Below are 20,347 nucleotides of genomic sequence, written 5' to 3' on the forward strand. Positions count from 1 at the left end.
CGGGTGTTCCCCGCCGAGTTGCCCGACCTCCCAGTCCGCGCCGCACTGGGTGAGCTCACCGCCACCCTCCGCACACACCGCAGCGCCGTCCTGGTGGCCCCGCCCGGCACCGGCAAGACCACCCTCGTCCCCCTGGCTCTGGCCACCGACGCCAAGGTCGTGGTCGCCGAACCCCGCAGAATCGCCGCCCGCGCCGCCGCCACCCGCATGGCCCACCTCCTGGGCGAACCGGTGGGCCACACCGTCGGCTACGCGGTCAGAGGCGACCGCAAGACGTCCAGGTCCACCCGCGTGGAAGTCGTCACCACCGGCCTCCTCCTGCGCCGCCTCCAGCACGACCCAGAGCTACCCGGCACCGACGTGGTGATGCTCGACGAGTGCCACGAACGCCACTTGGACGCCGACCTCCTGCTGGCCCTGCTCATGGACGCCCGCGCCGCGCTGCGCCCCGACCTGCAGGTCCTGGCCACCTCCGCCACCCTGGCCACCGACCGCCTGAGCGACCTTCTCGGCAACGCCCCGGTCCTCACCGTCGAAGCCACCGCCCACCCGGTCGACCTCCGCCACGTCCCCCCGAACCGCAACGAGCCACCGCACCTCTGCGTGGCCAGAGCAGTCCGCAAGGCACTGGCCGAAACCGACGGTGACGTCCTCGTCTTCCTCCCCGGCGCCGCCGAGATCCGCCGGGTCGCCGCCCGACTCGGCGACGTCAACACCGTCACCCTCCACGGCCGCCTCCCCGCATCCACCCAGGACGCCGCCCTCCGCCCGTCGGCCGAACGCCGAGTGGTCCTCTCCACCGCCGTGGCCGAGTCCAGCCTGACCGTCCCCGGCGTGCGGGCCGTGGTGGACAGCGGCCTGTCCCGAGTCCCCCGCATGGACCACCGCCGCGGCCTGGCGGGCCTGGCCACCATCCGAGCAGCCGCCGCCACCGCCGACCAACGTGCGGGCCGAGCGGGCCGCGAAGCGCCCGGCAAGGCCTACCGCTGCTGGCCGGAACACGAACACAGCACCCTCAAACGGTTCCCCGACCCCGAGATCACCACCGCCGACCTGACCCAACTGGCCCTGGAACTGGCCATCTGGGGCACCCCCGACGGCACCGCACTCACCTGGTGGGACCCACCACCGCCAGGTCCGCTGGCAGCAGCCAAAACCACCCTGCACACCCTGGGCGCCCTGCACCCCGACGGCACCGCGACAGAACGCGGCCGATCCCTCGCCGACACCGGCCTGCACCCCCGCCTGGCCAGGGCCCTACTGGACGGCGCCCAGCACCTGGGCACCCAAGCCGCGGCCGAGATAGTCACCCTGCTGGACGACGACACGCTCACCGGCAACACCGACGACCTGACCGCAGCCCTCAAGACCCTCCGCAACGACCCCACCGCCACCCGCTGGCGCCGAGAATCCCGCAGGCTCGCCGCCCGAATCCCCACAGTGGACAAACAGAACCCACCCGACCCCGCCCTGATCGTGGCCTTGGCCCACCCCGAACGCCTGGCCCGCCGCAGAACCCCGACCAGCCCCGTCTACCTCATGGCCAACGGCACCGCAGCCGAACTTCCCAAAGGCTCCCACCTCACGGGAACCGAATGGCTGGCCGTGGCCATCACCGACCGAGCCCCCGGCCACACCCACAGCACCATCCGCTTGGCCGCCCCCGCCGACGAACGCCTGGCCAGAACCGCGGCCGCGCCCCTGCTGACCACAGTGGACGAGGTGACCTGGCACAACGCCGACATCACCGCCAGGACACAGGAACGCCTGGGCGCCATAGTCCTCACCACTCGCCCCTTGAAATCCCCAAACCCTCAAGCCCTCCGAGCAGCCGCCATCGCGGGCCTCAACACCGAAGGCCTGACCCTCCTGACCTGGTCGACCGCCGCCACTCACCTTCGCCACCGCCTCAACTTCCTGCACAAGACCCTCGGCGCCCCCTGGCCCCCGGTAGACGACGCAGCTCTTCTGGCTTCCCTGGACACCTGGCTGGAACCAGAACTCGGCAGGGCAACCCGCAGAGCAGACCTCGAACGAATCGACACCCTCGCGGCACTGCGCCGCCTGCTCCCCTGGCCAGAAGCAACTCACCTGGACACCCTGGCCCCGCCCAAGCTGAAACTCCCCACCGGCCGCCAGGCCACAGTGGACTACGCAACCGAAGAGCCGGTCGTGGCAGCGAAAGTCCAGGATTTTTTCGGCACCACAACCACACCGACAGTCGCCAACGGCAGGGTCCCGGTGAAACTCCACCTCCTGAACCCCGCGGGCCGCCCCACCGCGATCACCACCGACCTCACCACCTTCTGGCAAACCGGCTATCCGCAGGTACGAGCCGAACTGAGAGGCCGCTACCCCAAACACAATTGGCCGGAAGACCCCACCGCTACGACATTCGGGCCATAGCCACCCCTCCCTCTGGCGCACGCCCCTCGGCGGCCGCATCATCGAAAGATCTCCATCGAACCCCGTACGTGCACGTCAGGCCCGGACCCACTGCGAGGACGTAGATGATCAGCTCCTGGTACCAGCTCCCCCGGCGAAGCGACAGAACTCCCCACCGCCACAAGCCCACCAAGCCAAGGGACCAACACCAGTCCAAGGAGCCCACGAAACGGGACCATCGCCCCGAATCCTCGAACTGAGCGCGAAACGGGGCGCTGTCTGTTTATTGGGTGTCGTAGGCCAGAAAACCGGTGAGGTGGCAGGCGCGGCAGCAGGCGGCGCCGCGGGGCGGCTACGACGGGTCGCACGCAACCGGTCGACACGGATACCGGAAACCAGCAGGATGCGGAAGGTCATTGCCGCTCCACGGCTCAGGTGAGCGTCCGCAATTCCGATCGGTCGAAGCGGACCTTGGCCAAGGGCTGCTGGTCAGCGGTCCACTGGAACGATTTGCGGTTGTTCAGGTGGACGAATGCGTCCACGAGTTGTCTGACCGGGGTGAATGTTCCTCGGTGAATGGCCTGTCGCGTGATGGGCTCGAACCAGGTGTCGAGTTGGTTGGGCAGCGACGTGCCGGGCGGAGCCAGGTGCAGTGTGATGCCGGGGTGCCGGGTGAGCCAGGCTTGGACACCGCTGCTGAAGTGGGTGTCGAGGTCGTCCACGACCACGTGCAGGTCGCTGCCGCCGTGGTTGGCCGCCACGGCCCGCAGGAAGCGCAGGAAGTCCTCGGAGTCCCGTCGGTTCCCGGCGGAGACCTGGGTGGGGATGTCGTGTCGGTCGAATGCCATCGGCAGCGGAGGGGTGCTCTTGCGGGAGCGCGTGCCGGATTCCTTGTTGGGCAGCAGCACGATCGCACCCGTCGGCGGGCTGAGGTGCAGCCCGATGATGTCGGCGCCCTGCTCGGTGAACGGCGAGGTACCGGGGCTGCCGTGGGGGCGGATGCCGTGTTGGCGCCACAGTTCGTTGACGAACACATGCGAGACCGTGATGGTCTCGTGCTGCCGCAGGTAGTTGGCCAGCGCGCGGCTCGACCAATAGGGCAGACCGGAGTCGGCGGGCGGGGACTGCTTGCTCAGCGCCATGATGCGGGCTCGAACCCTGCCATCGTGGATTCGCGGTCGGCCGGTGTTGGGGACTCCGCGCAGGCCGCCAACGCCGCCTTCGGCGTAGCGCTGCGGCCACAGCCGCGCGGTCTTGTCGGTCACGCCCGCCCAGCGGCAGATCTGGTTGACGGGATGGCCTTCGTCCCACCACAGCACCAGCCGGGCGCGGAGGGCGAGCACGGCGTCGGCCGATTCGTTCCAGACCAGTTGGTCCAGTTCACGCCGCTGTTCTGCGGTCAGCACACCACGGGGCGCGGTCATCGCCTGAGCACCTCCACGTGTCTGCTCACTACCGGGGAACGGACTGGCCCCTCCCTCGCGGGAGGGGCCAGTCTTCTTTCTGATCAACCGCGTGCCACGGTTGCCCTGCTGTCCGACGTCACTTCTTGGTGAGGGTGATGTCGATGGTGTTGCCGGTGCTGGTCACGAACGGGGAGATCCAGTCGTTCAGGCCACCGCAGTCCTTGGCGCCGGAGATGTCGTACTTGCCGACGAGGCGTCCGCCCTGGAACGGGTCGAACCCACCCTCGCTCTTCAGCACGATGTCGGTCGGGGTCGTGGCCTGGCAGGTGTCGGTGCTGGTGAGCGGAATGCCACCAAAAGCCGTGATCTTCGGCAGCTTGATGAGGATCTGGCCCTTGTCGACGTTGAGGCCGTTCGGGGGCAGGGTGCCCGAGAACTTGCTCACCTGTTCGAACGCGACCTCGGCGGTGATGTCGATGAAGCCGAAGATCTTGAAGCCCTTGCTGGTGGTCCGGTCCAGCTTCAGGTCACCGACGAAGGACTTCTGGAGGACGTTGGCGTTGGCGTCGAACCCGCCCGTCAGCGGCAGCGATCCGCCGAAGTTCACCAGCTTCGACTCGCCTGCCAGGCTGTAGTTGATCTGAACACCCTGCCCCGGCGGCGGGGTGGTCGTGCTCGGCGGAGCAGTGGTGGTGCTGCTCGGCGGAGCAGTGGTGGTGCTGCTCGGCGGAGCAGTGGTCGTGCTGCTCGGCGGAGCGGTGGTCGTGCTGCTCGGAGGAGCAGTGGTCGAGGTGGGGCCGCCGCCGCCAACCACCTTGACGGTGTGGAGCAGCCGGGGCTCGCTCTCGGGCAGCTTGCACTCCGAGTTGAACGTGCCGAGGCCGGTCAGCGAACCGTCCGCCTTCTTCGGCGCCAGGTCGCGCAGCAGCAGGCCGTTGACGAAGATCTTCAGGTCGCCCGCGGTCGGAGGCACCAGCGAGACGGTGTCACCCAGGGCGATCAGTTCGAACGAACCCTCGGCGGGGATCTTCACCGGGGCGATGGTCACCTTGGTCTCGGCGGGCACCTTCATGCCATCGGGCATGTGCACCTCGTCGAAGGACGTCGCAGCGCCCTCCAGAGTCGCGGCGCCGACCAGGTTCAGGCCTGCGGTGGCCTCGGGCGGGACCGTGGCGGTTGCCTTGATGCTGATCTTGCCGGTCGGCTTGCCGACCTCGACCTGGTCCGGGATGGTGCTGGTGATGACCACCTTGATCGGCTGCTCGCCGATCAACGGGAACGGACAGGTGTAGGTCTGCGTCAGCGATACATCCGCCGCATTACCGCTACCCGCACCGAGCAGCAGGCCCGCGGCGATCAGCCCAGGCGCGCAGACGGCGGTGATACCCGCCGTCAGCGCTCTCCTCAAGTTCTTCCGACTACTCACGATCATCCTTCTCTCAGCTAGGCAGGGAAACGCAGGGCAGACCCACGCTGTCCGGTGTCCTATCGAAACCGCAGGTCACAGCCTCGTGACGAGCATTGGCACGATGCATGCCCGGTCTTGACGTACCAGTCAATTCTTCGAGAACTGGCCCGTACGGCGAGAACGGTAAGGTACTTGGTGATGGCCGCAAAGAGCGTTGCCGCGGGACCGTGGAGACGGCTCTGGAGTGTGTCGTCCAGGTGACAACGTTGTGGTCGGCCTGTTGCGGCCCCGCCACAAATCCGCCCGTTCGACGGAGCGAGGGCTTGCTCACAGGACGGGCGCAGCCGCTTCACCGACAGTCGATTTGTCCGGCTCCGCACCCGAGGAATGGCCTGACACTCGCGACGGAGACCCGGTTTCTTTGTCATACGGCGCGATGCGGAGTCCGTTCGTTTACAGCCGAGTGCGCTGTTTCGACAGCGGTGATCAACGGCTGTCGCGGGGCGCCACCGGACAAACGCCGTCCCATATAAAATGCGGCGATGAGCGAGCCCAGAGTCCCCTCGGTGACACAGGCCTTCGCCCACGTCGGTCAGCGGCTGCCGAGCAGGCACCGTCTCACGCGCCAAGAGGTCGAGGCCTCACAGCGCATGCGGATCGTGAGCGCATTCCTCGAAACCGTGGCGGAGAAGGGCTACTCGGCAGTCACCATCGGTGACATCGTGGAGCGCGCCGGCGTCTCCCGTCAGGCTTTCTACCAGCAGTTCTCCTCCAAGGAGGACTGTTTCCTCACCGCGTTCCGCCGAGGGTCCAAGGCGGCACTGAGTGAGATGAACCCCCCGCTCCAGGAAGTTCCCTACACCGACTGGCGGACCGGCGTCCAGGTCTCGATACGTGCCTACCTGGAGGTGCTCGCCAGCCACCCGAAGGCGACATGGACGCTGCAGATCGAAGTCTTGGCCGCGGGCCCCAAGGTGGTCGCTCTGTACATGGAGCGGGAGTCGCAGCTCGCCGACCTGCTCCGGGTCACCTACAACCGCGTGGTGCGCAAGGAATACCCGGACCGCCCGGAACTGCCCGACGAAGCGTTCAACCTGCTCGTCGGCGGCCTTGGCGCACGGATTCGAGCCTGCCTCTACGACAAGGGCGCCGAGGCGATCCCCGAGCTGGAACCGGTCTTCATCACGACCATCCGCGTCCTCTTCGGCGACAAGCTCGATTAGAATGTCACTCCGCCACCAGCTTGCGGACGAACACCGTGGTGTCCGGAAGCGAGGCGGCCATCGTGCCACCGTGGTCGGCGGGATAGGTGCGGTAGGTATAGGGCTGCTCGTTGGCGGCGAGGTCGGAGACCAGATTGTTCGTCAACGCGGGTGAGGCGACGGTGTCCTTCTCGCCTTGGGCGATGAAGAACGGCCGGTCATAGCCGGTGGTCGGCAGGGTGTAGATCGTGTCCCAGGCCTGGCGGAACGGTTCGCCGAGCTGCTTGGTGAACATCTCGCCGAGGTTGACCGCCGCCATCCGCTCATTCATCTTGGCGTAACAGAACGCCTCCGCGTCGGCCACCACGGACCGGCCGAGCGGCGTCAGGTAGGAATCCAGGTCGAAATCCGGCCGCGCGGCCCGCAATCCGGCCAAAATGTAGGCGATGTAGGTCTTGATGTCGGTACGGAACAGCGAGGGCGGGACCGTGGGGCCGACCACGGGCACCAGTCCCTGAAGATTGGCGGGAACACCGGTCGCGACCGCGCCGCGGAAGTCCAGTTCGGGGGCGTACCGGGTGGCGAGGTTCGCCGTATACAGGGCGGCGTGTCCGCCTTGGGACTGCCCGACAACGACCCAGCGCTTCGACAACCCCGGAATCAACGCGCGCGCCGCGCGCACCATGTCGATCACGCCATGGGCCGCGGTCGGACCGTCGAGGTACGGATGGACGCCCGCGGTGCCCAGCCCGTGGTAGTCGGTCGCCACGACCGCATAGCCCTGCGCCAGCCACGCGCCGAGGTACTCCATGTCCCGCTGGCCTCGGCCCGCGGATGACGGCGCGCACCCATCGCCCAGCCCGACCGTGCCATGCGCCCAGGACACCACCGGCCACCCACCGGTCGGAGGCTGCCCCTTCGGCAGGTACACCGCGCCGCTCACCGTGGCAGACGCCCCGCCGACGCCCGTCGACCGGTAGGTGAGGTTGACCGCCGCGCCCGACCCGGGAACCCACCTGTCCATCGGCAAGATGCTGATACCAGTCAGCGTCCCCGGCGCCGGGTCGAGCCGCTCGATCACCGCCGGACCCGATCGCGGTACCGCCTGGGCCGCGCCCGCGGTCACCACGGAAGCGAGGACGGCCACCAACGCCGCACACCCGAGAAATCTGGACACGGTTTCCCCTTCCCCACCGACGGCCACGGCACGGTACGGCGGCTCGGCCCGGAGTCCCTGATTGGAGGGAAGCAGTCTCCGGCAACCGCCGGCTTTCCCGGTATCCGCGAATGCACCGAGTCCGCCAACGCGTGCAGCCCCGAGACAGATTTGGCCGAGGTCACCAGCAGCATGTGACAACCCGCGAGCCGGGGCCGCTCCGCTGCTCCGCTGGGTAACCGCCGCTACACTTCGTGGCCCTGATCGTCGGCGCATGGGTGGCGAGTGGTGAGTTCAGCACTGGTGGATCGTGAACCCACCGAGGTGACCAGCTATGTGGGCCGCACCGCCGAGATCGCGGCCACACTGCGGCTGCTGGGCGCCAATCGCCTGGTGACGCTGGTCGGGCCGGGCGGCGTTGGCAAGACCCGGCTGGCCAGGCGGGTGATGACGACCGCAGGGAAGCGGTTCGCGGACGGGACGGCCTTCGTCGGGTTGGCCGACCTCCGCGAGTCCCATCTGCTGGGCAGCGTGGTGGCGTACCGGCTTGGCCTGTCCGATCAGTCCACCCGCACCGGCACCCAGGTCGTGGTGGACCACCTGCGGGACGAGGAGTTCCTGCTGGTCCTGGACAACTGCGAGCACCTGGTCGCCGCCGTCGCGTCCCTCGTCGGCGAGGTTCTGCGGCAGTGCCCGCGAGTGGTCGTGCTGGCGACCAGCCGACAGTCCCTGGCCGTGATCGGTGAGCAGCTGCTCCCGGTCCCCCCGCTGGAGGTTCCCGGCGACGACGCGGCACCGCCGGAGATGCTGACTCGCTACGACGCCGTGCGGCTGTTCGTGGACCGGGCGGGCGCCGTGCTGCCGACGTTCGCGGTCACCGAGGCCAACAGCCCCGACCTGGCTCGGCTGTGCCGGAAGCTGGAAGGTCTGCCGCTGGCGATCGAACTGGCCGCCAGGCGGGTGCGGTCGCTGTCCCTGGCCCAGATCGCCGACCGGCTCGACAGCAGGCTGTCCCTGCTGACCGGCGGCATCCGCACCGGACCGGAGCGTCAGCTGACGTTGCGCAGCATGATCGACTGGAGTTACGAGCTGTGCTCGGAGACCGAGCGGCTGCTCTGGGCACGAGCCTCGGTGTTCTCCGGCGGGTTTGACCTGGCCGCGGCCGAACAGGTCTGCGGCGGTGACGGGATCACCCCGTCGGACATACTGGACATCATCGACAGCCTGATCGACAAGTCGATCTTTCTTCGGCTGGACACCGACGGCGTGGTCCGCTACGGGATGCTGGAGGCCGTCCGGGAGTACGGCCAGGACCGGCTCGCGGCCGAGGGCGACCGGCTCCGGATCGCCCGCCTGCACCGGGACTGGTGCCACTCGCTGATCGGCGAGTTCCTGTCCCGCTGGATCGGCCCCGACCAGGTCGCCCTGCTGGCACGGCTGCGCAGGGAACACGCCAACCTGCGGATCGCGCTGGACTTCTGCTTCTCCTCGGGCGAGGCCCAGCGCGGCGCGCTCATGCTCAGCCAGCTGGACGTGTACTGGTCCGTCCGGGGCGGGTACAGCGAGGGCCGGTTCTGGGCGGACCGTGCGCTGGCCGCGTTGCCCGCCGATGCTCCGGAGCGCCTGCTCGCGCTGCTGGTCCAGACCCTGTGCGCGGTCCAGCAGGGCGAGATCGACTTCGTCCACACGCAGCTCGCCACGCACGAGAACCTCCGGGCAGCGGTGGCGAATCCCTTGATCGACGCGTACTTCGCCATAGTCCGCGCCACGTCGGAGGTGTATTGCCGCAACCAGGCGCAGGCGCGAGAGCTGGCCGAGCAGGCGCTGACCACCCTCCGGGACCTCTCCTACCAGCCGGGGGAGTACTACGCGGCGAACCTGCACGGCGTGGCCACCTTCCTGGCAGGAGACCACGAAACGGGCAGGCGCCTGCTGCGGGAGGCCATCGCCGCCAGCGAACGCATCGGCGAGGTCTTCTGGCGGACCATCGGGCTGTGCTTCCTGGCCATGATCGAAGTGCTCGACGGCAAGGCGGCCGCCGCCACCGAGCCCGCCAGAGCGGCGTTGCGGCTGCAACAGCGGATCGAGGATCGCTTCGGCGAAGCCACTGCCGTGAGCGCACTCATCGGCGTGGCGGTCCACGACCAGGACTTCGCCGCCGCGGCGACGTTGATCGGCGTGTCCGACACGCTGTGGGAGGCCATCGCCATGGACCCGATGCGGACCGGCGAGTTCGGTGTCCTCCGCCGCCGCTACATCGAGGACGTCCAAGCGGCGCTTTCGGGGTCCACGTACGCCTCGTTGGTCGCCAAGGGCCAGACCATGCCCAAGGAGCGGTGGCTGCCATTCGCGCTGGGCGAAGCGGAGTCGGCCCCCGAGACGAACCCGCTGACTCGGCGGCAGACCCAGATCGCCGACCTGCTCACCCAGGGACTGACCAACCAGGAGATCGCCACCAGGCTCGTCATCTCGAAGCGCACCGTGGACACCCACGTCGACCACATCCTCGGCAAGCTCGGCCTGCGCAACCGAACCCAGATCGTGGCCTGGGTGGCCGCACAGCGCGCCACCGACTGACGGGAAACCGGCCGAATACCTCGTCACAACGACAGTGTCACAACCGCGGACCAACCATTATCGGGAAACGTTTCGGCCTGAGGTGACAAATCCCGGCCGCCGCTCTGGACGCAATTGACAGCCGTCCCGCCAGGACACAATATTTTTCTCGAATCCGCGGAACATTCCCTGCCCGGAGGTCTGCCATGCCGTTTTTCGCGCGTCACAAATTGGTCTCCGCGATCGCCGTAGCGGCGATATCGATGACGGTGCCCCTGTCGGTGGCTGCCGAGGAACCGGGAGACTATCCCGGCCGCGAATGGGAGCGCGTGGACGCGGCGACCGCCGGGTTCGACCCGGCCAAGCTGGAGGCGATCGCCGCCGAAGCCAAGGCCGACGGCTCCAACTGCCTGGTGGTGATCCGCCACGGCAAGCTGGTCGCCGACTGGTACTTCAAAGGCACCGGCCCGGCCTCCGCCCAGGACGTGTGGTCGGTGACCAAGTCCGTGGCGAGCACCCTGGTCGGCATGGCGCAGGCCGAAGGCAAACTGAACATCGACGACAGTGCCGCCAAGTACATCCCGGAGTGGAAGGGCACGCCTGCGGAGGCCGTGACCGTGCGGGATCTGCTCAGCAACGACTCCGGCAGGCACTGGGACGCGACCACCGACTACCTCGGGCTGTTCAACGCCCCCGACCGCACCGCCTTCGGCGTGAAGCAGCCCCAAGACGAGCCGCCCGGCCAGCGGTGGGCGTACAACAACTCGGCGATCCAGACCCTGGACGCCGTCCTCGGCACCGCGACCGGCAAGGAGCCCGCCGACTACGCACAGGCGGGGCTGCTGAACCCGCTCGGCATGCGCAACTCGGTCATGACCAAGGACAACGCTGGCAACACCGGCATGTTCGCGGGCCTGCGCTCCACCTGCGAGGACCTTGCCCGCTTCGGCCATCTGTTCCTGCGCGAGGGCCGCTGGATCGACTCCCAGATCGTGCCGAAGGAATGGGTCAAGGAGGCCACCGGCAAGCCCTCGCAGGAGATCACCACCGCCTACGGCCACCTGTGGTGGCTCAACCACCTCGGTCCGGTCGCGGGCCCGCTGGCGCCCATGACGCTCAAGGAAAGCCAGACCGCCCCGCGCACCAGGGTCGTCCCGTCGGCCCCGGAGACGATGTACTGGGCGCTCGGCCTCGGCGGCCAGGTCGTCCAGGTCGACCCCGGCTCCGACACCGTCGTGGTCCGCCTGGCACCGGGCACCCTCAACGGCACCCCCTGGACGTCGAAGGCGACCAAGGTGGTCACCGAAGCCCTGGTCCGCCCCTGATGGGTCCACGCGGCGTCTGAGAACCCATGGCGATCACCGGTGCCTGCTCGCACAGCCAGGCACCGGTGACCATGCCATGAGCTCGACGAAAGTCTCCGAGGTCGCGATCCGGCTGGCGCCGCCGCGTTTTGTCGCCGGACAACAGTAGGTCCATCTCAAGTCTGTAACGCCGCGCACACGTCGTGCCGCGACAGGCAATCGGCGGTTGCGAAGGTCCGACGCACCCTATCGACTTGAAGTACGTCTCAGTACTTCATTGCCGAAGCATCGCCGGTGACCACAGTGGATGGCCCAAGGAGCAGAGCCCATGGCCGAACGTTTCGCGTTTCCTCGCGGCAAGGACCTCGAACCCGCCGAGGACTACGGGTTCTTCGGGCCCGACTCCGTCACCTGGAAGGTATGGAGCTACCCCACATCCGTGACCGTCGGTTTCCAGCGGGCCGTGGTGATCGAGGAACTCGACCCGGCCTTGGTCGCCGCGGTCACCGAGACCTACGACATCTTCAAACGACCGCGCACCCGCTACAGCCGCACGCTGAGCTATTTCGCCCTGGTCGCCTTTGGTGACACGCGCACCACGACACGCACCGCCGATGTCCTGGTCAAGGTGCACTCCAAAGCGGTGGGGATCGAGCCCTACAGCGGCAAACCCTACGACGCCAACGACCCGCACTCCCAGCTGTGGATCCACCTGACCGCCTGGCATTCGATCCTGTACGCCTATGAGAAGTACGGCCCAGGCAGGCTGTCGGCAAAGGACGAGGCCCGCTACTGGGAAGAGTGCGCGATCGCGGCCGAACTGCAGACCTGCGATCCGGCGGATGTCCCCAGGACCCGCGAGGGCATCCGGGAGTACTTCGAGCGGATGCGCCCGCAACTGTCCGGCTCGGAGATGGCCCGCCACGCGATGCAACACCTGCTGGACAGCAAGGTCATGATGCCCGACATGTGGTGGCCGGTGAAGGGGGCGCTCAACGTGGTCAACTCCTTCATCGACACGGCAACCCTGGCCTCCATGCCCCGGTGGATGCGGGAGATGGCCGGACTGCCCACCTCCCGCCTGGTGGACACCCTGATCGTGCCGGTGATGCGGATGGGATTCGCCTTCGTACACCTGAGCAAGCGCCTAGAACTGCTGCTGCTCGCCCTGATCGCCCCCGGCACGATCCCCACCGTCGGTCCGGTCCTGCTGCGCATCCCACCGAAGAACCGCGAGACCCTGACCCCAGCACAGGCACGAGAACGCTACGGCTACGACCGCCCCGCCACCGCCCACCCGGAACTGCGACAGAAGCAGAAAGACAAGGTCCGCGCAGGCGAGCGCACCAGCGATGTGGGTCTACGCGAGTCCGAACCCGTCCTGGGCTTCACCGGCTGAGTCAACCAATGGGCTGGCGGGATCCCCCGATTCGCTGCACGCGCGGCCACCTGCACCGGGATCGGTACGGCGCCGCCGGCCTGCTCCCCGTGCACGACGGGCACGTACTGCTGCAACGCCGCGCCCGGGGAACGCCCGGCGGCGGCAGGTGGGGCTTGTTCGGCGGAGCCCGGCACAGTCACGAGGAACCGCTGGCGGCGGCACTGCGCGAGACCTCCGAGGAGTGCACGCTGGACGTAACGCGCGTCCGCCCCCGTGGCGCACTGGTCGAGGATCACGGCGGCTGGTCCTACCACACCGTGATCGCCTCGGCCGACACGTTGCTGGAGGTGCGCCCGGACACCCGCGAGTCGGCCGAGGCCGCGTGGCTTCCGCTCGACGCGGTCGACAAGCTGCGGCTACACGCCCCGTTCGCCGCGGCCTGGCCACTGCTGCGAGCGCGACTCGCGCCGGGTTTGCGTCCATGGACAGTCGTGGTCGACGGCACGGCCGTGATTGCCTCGCTGCCCAGCGGCTGCTGGCCCGACGCCGCAGGCGCGACCCGCGGCCTGCGCGACAGCCTGGCCACCCTGACCAGGACGGGAATCGCCCGCCTGTCCCACCTGGACCTGACCTACCCCGAAATCCTGCTGGTGGGCGAAGCCACGAACATCGAATCGATCACCGGCGTGACAATCCTGGACGCCCCAAACCACGACACGATCGTCGCCTGCCTAACCAACCGCGCAGACCGTGCGGTAGTAGTGACAGCGGATCATGACCTACGCACCCACTGCACCGCCGCCGGAGCCACGGTGCACCCTCCACACTGGCTGCTCGCCCAGTTCAAATAACCCACACGCCCGCCGCTTCGATGAAACCCACACCACAAAACCCACCACAGAAACCCAGACCCCACCCAGACATCCGGTGAGACTGCCAAACTCACACCACCCCAACAAAAACCAGCCACCAACAAACCCAAGCGACCCAAACCACCACCCACCCCAAACAAAGCGAGACGGGGGTCCGGGGGCGCAGCCCCCGGCGTGGGGGTGTGGGGGGCTCGGCCCCCCACAAGATACTCCGATCATGAGGACCCAGTCTGCGCGTTCCGCAGACATGGGTCCCCCCGAGTGGAGGTGCCGGGAATCGAACCCGGGTCCTCTGTCGCATCACCAGGACTTCTCCGTGCGCAGTTCGCTATGTCTCTACTCGGCTCCACCGGTCACGCGAACAAGCCGGTGTGACAAGCCCAGCCGCTGTAAGGCTTCCCGCCACCACCCGCGGCCAACGGTGGCGGTTGAGCCTCCTAGCGATGCCGGAGTCTGGGCCGGAGGCACTCCCAGTCCGACAGAGTCGCTCCTCGCTTAGGCAGCGAGGGCGAACTCGCGCTGACTGTTGTCGGCGCTTATTGGTTTGCGGCGACGCTCAAGGTGGTCCTCCGCCTGCACCTGCACGCTTCTCCTGACTCAACGTCCAGAGTCGAAACCGTTCACCCCCTCCTAGGGTGTTGCTGTCCGCAACCTGACAAGCATAACGGTCGCCGGGCGCGGGTTCTTCCCAATATCCCTCAGGCCGAGGAGGAGATGAGGCCCACGGAGACCAGCGCCAGCGCGACGCCGGTTCGCTGGGCCCAGCCGGTGCGTTCGCCGAGCACCACCCTGGCCAGCAGCACCGTCACCGCCGGGTACAGCGAGGCGAGCACGCTGACCAGCGAAATCATCCCGTTGTAGAGGGCGTAGAGCAGGGCGACGTTGGCCACGATGTCAAGCAGGCCCGCGAGCAGGGCGTAGCCGATGACCGGCTTGGGCACGCGGTGCAGGGTGACTTTCCAGAACAGGGCGGCGGCGACGGCGATGATGCCGGTCGCCATCACCCTGGACAGCAGCAGCGGCCACATGCCGCTGTCGCGCTCGACCTGGCCGAGGAGCACGAAGTACAGGCCGAAGGCGAGACCCGCGCCGACGGCGGTGAGGAAGACCTTGGTGGTGAGTTGGGGCCAGCCGCGGCGGCCTAGGCGCTTGTATTCCCAGGAGTGCTTGCCGGGTCTTCGCTGCCTGCTGACGAGGACCACGGCGACCAGGGCGAGCGCGGCGCCCGCGGCGGCGTATGGCCCGAACCGATCGCCTGCGATCAGGCCGAAGATGACCGGAACTCCCGCGGAGAGCACCGCGGTGAGCGGGGACACGACCGCCATCGGGCCGTTGGCGAGCGCGGAGTAGAGCCAAACCACGGCGGCGGCGATCATCACGCCGGACAGCAGGCCGTAGACGATGCCGCCGGTCGTGAGGAAGCCGCCCGCAAGCGGTGTCAGCGCGGCTACGCCGATGAGACCCACCGGGTAGGACAGCAGCACCACCTGAAGCGCGGAAGCCTTCTTCGCTGCCAGTCCGCCGACGAAATCGCTCACCCCGTAGCTCGCGGCAACCACCAGCGAGAGCAGTAATGACCCCACGCGAAAGGATGATGCCCTATACGGCTGAACAGTGCAGCTACCAGGGCCGTTATCTTCAGGTTTCTATTACGGTCCGCAACAATTTTGCACCTTTTCAGGTGAACGCTACTGCCAGCCTTTGCGGGCGCGGCCCACGGCCTTGGCGATTTCGCGGTCGGCGTCCCGTTTGGCCAGGTCCTGGCGCTTGTCGTAGGACTTCTTGCCTCGGGCCAGGGCCAGTTCGACCTTGACCTTGCCGTCCTTGAAGTACATCGACAGGGGTACCAGGGAGAGGCCGCTTTCCCTGGTCTTGCCGATGAGACGCAGGATCTCGTCGCGGTGCAGCAGCAGCTTGCGGGCCCGCCGGGGCTCGTGGTTGGTCCAGGTGCCCTGGTCGTACTCGGGGATGTGCACCCCGCGCAGCCACACCTCGCCCTCATCCACGGTGGCGAACCCGTCCACCAGGGACGCGCGGCCCAGACGCAGGCTCTTCACCTCGGTGCCGACGAGCACCACGCCCGCCTCGAAGACGTCCAGCACCGCGTAATCGTGTCGCGCCTTGCGGTTCGACACGATCACCTTCTGCCCGCGTTCCCTTGCCATGGGACGCAACTTTACCCAGTGTGCGCACCTGTTTTTCCTGGCGAGCCGGTCGTCGGCGCGCGAGGGCGTCAGGCGGTCCGCGGCGGGTTCCCGACCAGCCAGGCGCGCAGGCCGGGAACCTCGCGATTCGTCGTCAGCGCGCGAGAGCCGCCAGCTGGTCCTCGCGCAGGTTGCTCCCGGTCAACACGGTGGCCACCCGCTCCCCCGGCACCAACGAACCGGCGATGGCCGCGAGCCCCGCCGCGCCGGAGGGCTCCACCAGCAGGCCGAGCGTCCGGGCGGCCAGCGCCATCGCGTCAAGCAGGGCCTGTTCGGAGACGAGCACCATGTCGTCCACCAAAGCCCGTAGCCGCTCGAAGGACTCGGCGACCGGGTGGCTGATGGCGAGGCCGTCGGCGATGGAGTCGGCGGCTGCGGTGACCACCCGGCCCGCGCGGAAGCTGTGTGTCATCGCGGGCGCGGCCTCGGAACACACGCCGATCAGGCGGGTCGCGGGGGCATGCGCCTTGATCCACCGGCCCATGCCGGTGATCAGCGCGCCGTCGCCGACCGGCACGGCGATGGTGTCGAATGGCCCGGACTCGAGGAGTTCCACCGCGATGGTGCCCGCGCCCTCGGCGATGGCGGGCTCGTGGCCGTCCTCCACGAACGTCCAGCCCTCCTCCGCGCGGGCGGCCTGCTTGGCGTTGCCGTCCACCAGCCGCACCTTGGCCCCGAGTTCGGCCATCCTGGCCAGCTTCGCGGGGTTGGCGCCGACGGGGGCGAAGACCTGCACCGGGATGTCGCGCCGCCCGCAGCCGTAGGCGATGCCCTGCCCGAAGTTGCCCGAGGACGCGCACACCACGCTGCCGCCCTCGAGGCCGCTGGCGAAGAAGTCGGTGCCGCGTCCCTTGAAACTGCGCAGCGGGTTGGCGGTCTCCACCTTGACCACCACGGAGCGGCCCAATGCCGCGTCGAGCAGCCGGTCGGAGTACTGCGGGGTGTTCAGGAACACTGGGTCGATGACGGTGCGGGCGCGCTCGATGTTCTCCAGGCTCAAATCCATGCGGCCACGCTAACCAGGCACGATGTGATCGCGATTGAAAGTTTTCGCATGATCACGCAAAAATGTTGCGTGCCGAAACGCGTTGAGCTGGACGAGTTGGACCACCGCCTGCTGGACCGGTTGCAGCAGGATGCCGATGCCACGCTGCGGGACCTCGGCGACGAGTTCGGCCTGTCGCCGAGCGCGGTGCAACGCCGCATCACGCGGTACCGGGAGAGCGGGCTGCTGCGCGGCCGAATCGCGCTCTTGGACGCCGCCGCGCTCGGCGGCACCGTGCTGGCCGTGGTGCTGGTGACGCTGGAGCGGGAGTCCACCGCGCACCACGGCGCGTTCCGCCGCCGCATGCTCGCCGAACCCGCGGTGCAGCAGTGCTACGACCTGGCCGGACCGTGGGACTACCTGGTCATGCTGGCCACCGGGGGCATGCCGCACTGCAGGGCGCTGGTCGACCGGCTGTTCATGGACGACGACAACGTCAAGCGCTTCGAGACGCTGCCGGTCTATGAGGCGGTCAAACTCGGCCTGCGACTGCCGACCAGATCAGATGCGGACGTAGAGCCGTAGCGTGACGTAGGCGGTGGACGCGGCGACAAGGATTCCGCAGAGCAGCAGATAGGGCGCCACGAGTATCACGTCGGCCATGCCGATCGAGGGTATGAGGCCTTGCGAGAAGACCTCGGAGAACAACGCGTCGATGAACGCGAGCTTCATCCCGACCAGGCCGATGACGCCGAGCAGCGAACCGATGATGCCGGTGACCACGGCCTCGATGAGGAATGGCAGCTGGGTATACCAGCGCGTCGCGCCGACCAGCCGCATGATGCCCACCTCGGTTCGGCGGGTGAACGCCGAGATCTGGATCATGTTGGAGATCAGCAGTACGGCCGCGATGGCCTGCACGATGGCCAGCACGAACGCCAGGTTCCGCACGAAGTTCAGGCCGTCGAAGAGACTGCCGAGGTACTGCCTCTGGTCGATGATCTTGTCGATACCGGCCTTGCCGGTGAACTCCTTCTCGATGGCCGGGAAGTTGTCCGGGTTCTCCAGCTTCACCCGGAACGACGCGGGCAGCGCCTCCGGGCGCGCCAGCGCGACAAGTTCCTTGTTGTCGGCGAAGATCTGCTTGAACTTCTCGTAGGCCTGCTGCCGGTTCTCGAAGACCACCGTCCGCACCAGCGGCGTGGAGTCCAGCTCCTCCTTGAGCTGCTTGCACGGGTTCTGGTTGCAGTCGGGGTCGGTCGCGCTGACGTCATTGGTCAGGTGCAGCGCCACCTCGGACTGGCCGTGGTAGAGGCTCTCCATCTTGCCGACGGTCTTGATCGCGAGCAGACCGCCACCGAGCATCCACAGCGAGACACCCGTGGTGAGGATCATCGCGATCGTCATCGTCACGTTCCGCTTCAGGCCGGTGACGACCTCGCTGAATACGAAGCTCGCGCGCATGTCCTCGGACGTTCCTCACGTTGTGTGTGCCGGTCGGGGCACCGGCGGGTGGTTCTTCGGGATGGCCGTCAGCGCCCTACGCCGTACACGCCGCGACGGTCGTCGCGGACGACCTTGCCGAGTTGCAACTCGACGACCCGGCGCCGCATGGAGTCGACGATGGAGTGGTCGTGGGTGGCCATCAGCACGGTGGTGCCGGTGCGGTTGATGCGCTCCAGCAGCAGCATGATGTCCTGGCTGGTGTCCGGGTCCAGGTTTCCGGTCGGCTCGTCGGCCAGCAGCACCAGCGGGCGGTTCACGAACGCCCTGGCGATCGCCACGCGCTGCTGCTCGCCGCCGGAGAGCTCATTCGGCATCCGGTCCGCCTTGCCTTCGAGGCCGACCAGGTCGAGCACCTCGGGCACGACCTTGCGGATGGTGTGCCGCGGCTTGCCGATGACCTCCAGCGCGAACGCCACGTTCTCAGCGACGGTCTTGTTGGCCAGCAGGCGGAAGTCCTGGAACACGCAGCCGATGCGCTGACGCAGGCGGGGCACCTTGCGGCGGGGCAGCTTGGCCACGTTCCAGTCGGCGACGTAGACCATGCCCTTGCTCGGCACCTCCTCGCGCAACAGCAGGCGCAGGAAGGTGGACTTGCCGGAGCCGGACGGTCCGATCAGGAACACGAACTCGCCCTTGTCCAACTGCACCGAGACGTTGTCCAGCGCAGGACGGGTGGAGGTCCTGTAGACCTTGCTTACGTGTTCGAGCCGGATCACGATGCGCGAGTGTACTCGGGGCATGTTGGGACGGCGTGTGGTCACCCACTAAGCGCAACCCGATTTCCGCCAGTAGCCACCGGTAGGCCACCCAGGTGACGCAAAGCCGCCTGGCGCTACACCGCGAGTTGTTGTTGGCGGCGCCAACGGATGCCCGCCTCGAGGAACTGGTCGATGTCGCCGTCGAGGACCGCGGCGGGGTTGCCGACCTCGTACTCGGTGCGCAGGTCCTTGACCATCTGGTACGGGTGCAGGACGTAGGAGCGCATCTGGTTGCCCCAGGACGAGCCGCCGTCGCCGCGGAGGGCGTCGATCTTGGCTGCCTCCTCCTGGCGCTGGCGGTCGAGGAGCTTGGCCTGCAGGACCGCCATCGCGGTGGCCTTGTTCTGAAGCTGGGAGCGCTCGTTCTGACAGGACACCACGATGCCGGTGGGGATGTGGGTGATGCGCACCGCGGAGTCGGTGGTGTTGACGCCCTGACCGCCGGGCCCGGAGGAGCGGTACACGTCGACGCGGAGTTCCTTCTCGTCGATGTCCACCTGGTCGGACTGCTCGACCACGGGCACCACCTCGACGCCCGCGAAGGAGGTCTGGCGGCGGCCCTGGTTGTCGAAGGGCGAGATGCGCACCAGGCGGTGGGTGCCCTGTTCGACGGAGAGGGTGCCGTAGGCGAAGGGCGCCTTGATGCGGAAGGTGGCCGACTTGATGCCCGCTTCCTCCGCATAAGAGGTGTCGTAGACGTCGGTGCCGTAGCCGTGCCGCTCGGCCCAGCGCAGGTACATGCGCATCAGGGTCTCGGCGAAGTCGGCGGCGTCCACACCGCCCGCCTCCGCGCGGATCGTGACCAGCGCGTCGCGCTCGTCGTACTCGCCGGACAGCAGGGTGCGGACCTCCAGCGAGGCGATGGCCTCGCGCAGGCGGGCGCGCTCGGCGTCGGCCTCGGCGATGCTGGACTCGTCGCCCTCGGCCTCGGCCAGTTCGTAGAGCACCGGCACGTCCTCAAGCTGCGAGCGCAGCTCACTGACCTTGCGAAGCTCGGCCTGCTTGTGGGACAACGCGCTGGTGACCTTCTGGGCGTTGTCGGTGTCGTCCCACAGACCTGGAAGCGAGGCCTCCCGCTCCAGCTCCGCGATCTCCCTGCGCAGCCCATCAAGGTCCATCACCGCCTCGACGCTGGCGAGGGTGTTGGACAGTTCTTTCACATCGGCTGCGATATCCGGGTTCACGGCACGTCAGGTTACGCCACCTCACCCTGGTGGCGCGCGA

At 67.9% G+C, this 20,347-nt stretch carries 16 protein-coding genes and 1 other RNA gene; 7 read left to right on the forward strand and 10 right to left on the reverse strand.

Going from position 1 to position 20,347, the window contains the following annotated elements:
* The first annotated feature begins 3 nt into the window (after nt 1-3).
* Nucleotides 4-2,406 carry an ATP-dependent helicase HrpB gene (hrpB, locus tag ACU6XJ_RS05865; RefSeq protein ID WP_476307401.1) on the forward strand — a complete coding sequence of 801 codons (2,403 nt, stop codon included), beginning with the start codon at nt 4-6 and terminating at the stop codon, nt 2,404-2,406.
* 410 nt (nt 2,407-2,816) lie between these two features.
* Here the strand turns inward: hrpB and ACU6XJ_RS05870 are convergent, their stop codons facing one another.
* Entirely contained in the window at nt 2,817-3,809 is a 993-nt protein-coding gene (locus tag ACU6XJ_RS05870) for a helix-turn-helix domain-containing protein (RefSeq protein ID WP_476307404.1), read from the reverse strand.
* A 118-nt stretch (nt 3,810-3,927) separates the two neighbouring features.
* Nucleotides 3,928-5,217: a DUF6801 domain-containing protein gene (locus ACU6XJ_RS05875; RefSeq protein WP_476307407.1), complete on the reverse strand. Its 1,290-nt coding sequence runs from the start codon at nt 5,215-5,217 to the stop codon at nt 3,928-3,930.
* A gap of 524 nt (nt 5,218-5,741) precedes the next feature.
* On the opposite strand from ACU6XJ_RS05875, the gene ACU6XJ_RS05880 reads away from it, so the two are divergent.
* Nucleotides 5,742-6,422, forward strand: a complete 681-nt coding sequence (locus tag ACU6XJ_RS05880; protein ID WP_476307409.1) for a TetR/AcrR family transcriptional regulator — start codon at nt 5,742-5,744, stop codon at nt 6,420-6,422.
* A gap of 4 nt (nt 6,423-6,426) precedes the next feature.
* On the opposite strand, the gene ACU6XJ_RS05885 is transcribed toward ACU6XJ_RS05880, so the two are convergent.
* Entirely contained in the window at nt 6,427-7,578 is a 1,152-nt protein-coding gene (locus ACU6XJ_RS05885) for a lipase family protein (protein ID WP_476307411.1), read from the reverse strand.
* Between the two features lie 267 nt (nt 7,579-7,845).
* Here ACU6XJ_RS05885 and ACU6XJ_RS05890 point away from each other — a divergent pair, with 267 nt between their 5' ends.
* The 4 genes from ACU6XJ_RS05890 to ACU6XJ_RS05905 all read left to right on the forward strand — a co-directional run bounded on the left by ACU6XJ_RS05890 (nt 7,846) and on the right by ACU6XJ_RS05905 (nt 13,649).
* Complete coding sequence (locus ACU6XJ_RS05890) at nt 7,846-10,134, forward strand: LuxR C-terminal-related transcriptional regulator (protein ID WP_476307414.1); 2,289 nt, start codon at nt 7,846-7,848, stop codon at nt 10,132-10,134.
* Between the two features lie 242 nt (nt 10,135-10,376).
* The gene (locus ACU6XJ_RS05895; protein ID WP_476307416.1) at nt 10,377-11,438 is read left to right on the forward strand and encodes a serine hydrolase domain-containing protein; all 1,062 of its coding nucleotides are present in this window, start codon (nt 10,377-10,379) and stop codon (nt 11,436-11,438) included.
* 307 nt (nt 11,439-11,745) lie between these two features.
* Nucleotides 11,746-12,816: an oxygenase MpaB family protein gene (locus ACU6XJ_RS05900; protein WP_476307418.1), complete on the forward strand. Its 1,071-nt coding sequence runs from the start codon at nt 11,746-11,748 to the stop codon at nt 12,814-12,816.
* 8 nt (nt 12,817-12,824) lie between these two features.
* The gene (locus ACU6XJ_RS05905; protein ID WP_476307420.1) at nt 12,825-13,649 is read left to right on the forward strand and encodes an NUDIX domain-containing protein; all 825 of its coding nucleotides are present in this window, start codon (nt 12,825-12,827) and stop codon (nt 13,647-13,649) included.
* Between the two features lie 280 nt (nt 13,650-13,929).
* On the opposite strand, the gene ssrA is transcribed toward ACU6XJ_RS05905, so the two are convergent.
* The 4 genes from ssrA to ACU6XJ_RS05925 form a co-directional block, all read right to left on the reverse strand.
* Nucleotides 13,930-14,298, reverse strand: a transfer-messenger RNA (tmRNA) gene (gene ssrA, locus ACU6XJ_RS05910).
* Between the two features lie 70 nt (nt 14,299-14,368).
* A complete protein-coding gene (locus ACU6XJ_RS05915) occupies nt 14,369-15,253 on the reverse strand; it encodes an EamA family transporter (protein WP_476307422.1) in 885 nt (294 codons plus the stop codon).
* 105 nt (nt 15,254-15,358) lie between these two features.
* Nucleotides 15,359-15,835: an SsrA-binding protein SmpB gene (gene smpB / locus ACU6XJ_RS05920; RefSeq protein ID WP_476307425.1), complete on the reverse strand. Its 477-nt coding sequence runs from the start codon at nt 15,833-15,835 to the stop codon at nt 15,359-15,361.
* A 133-nt stretch (nt 15,836-15,968) separates the two neighbouring features.
* Complete coding sequence (locus ACU6XJ_RS05925; RefSeq protein ID WP_476307427.1) at nt 15,969-16,880, reverse strand: threonine ammonia-lyase; 912 nt, start codon at nt 16,878-16,880, stop codon at nt 15,969-15,971.
* Nucleotides 16,881-16,949: 69 nt separating this feature from the next.
* Here ACU6XJ_RS05925 and ACU6XJ_RS05930 point away from each other — a divergent pair, with 69 nt between their 5' ends.
* A complete protein-coding gene (locus tag ACU6XJ_RS05930; protein WP_476307430.1) occupies nt 16,950-17,444 on the forward strand; it encodes an Lrp/AsnC family transcriptional regulator in 495 nt (164 codons plus the stop codon).
* On the opposite strand, the gene ftsX is transcribed toward ACU6XJ_RS05930, so the two are convergent.
* From ftsX to prfB, 3 genes are all read right to left on the reverse strand, one after another.
* Complete coding sequence (gene ftsX / locus ACU6XJ_RS05935; protein WP_476307432.1) at nt 17,421-18,323, reverse strand: permease-like cell division protein FtsX; 903 nt, start codon at nt 18,321-18,323, stop codon at nt 17,421-17,423. The genes ACU6XJ_RS05930 and ftsX overlap by 24 nt on opposite strands.
* A gap of 68 nt (nt 18,324-18,391) precedes the next feature.
* Entirely contained in the window at nt 18,392-19,081 is a 690-nt protein-coding gene (gene ftsE / locus ACU6XJ_RS05940; RefSeq protein WP_476307433.1) for a cell division ATP-binding protein FtsE, read from the reverse strand.
* A gap of 116 nt (nt 19,082-19,197) precedes the next feature.
* Entirely contained in the window at nt 19,198-20,307 is a 1,110-nt protein-coding gene (gene prfB / locus ACU6XJ_RS05945) for a peptide chain release factor 2 (protein ID WP_476307436.1), read from the reverse strand.
* Nucleotides 20,308-20,347 lie beyond the last annotated feature (40 nt).

This window comes from Actinorectispora metalli, from assembly GCF_056323685.1.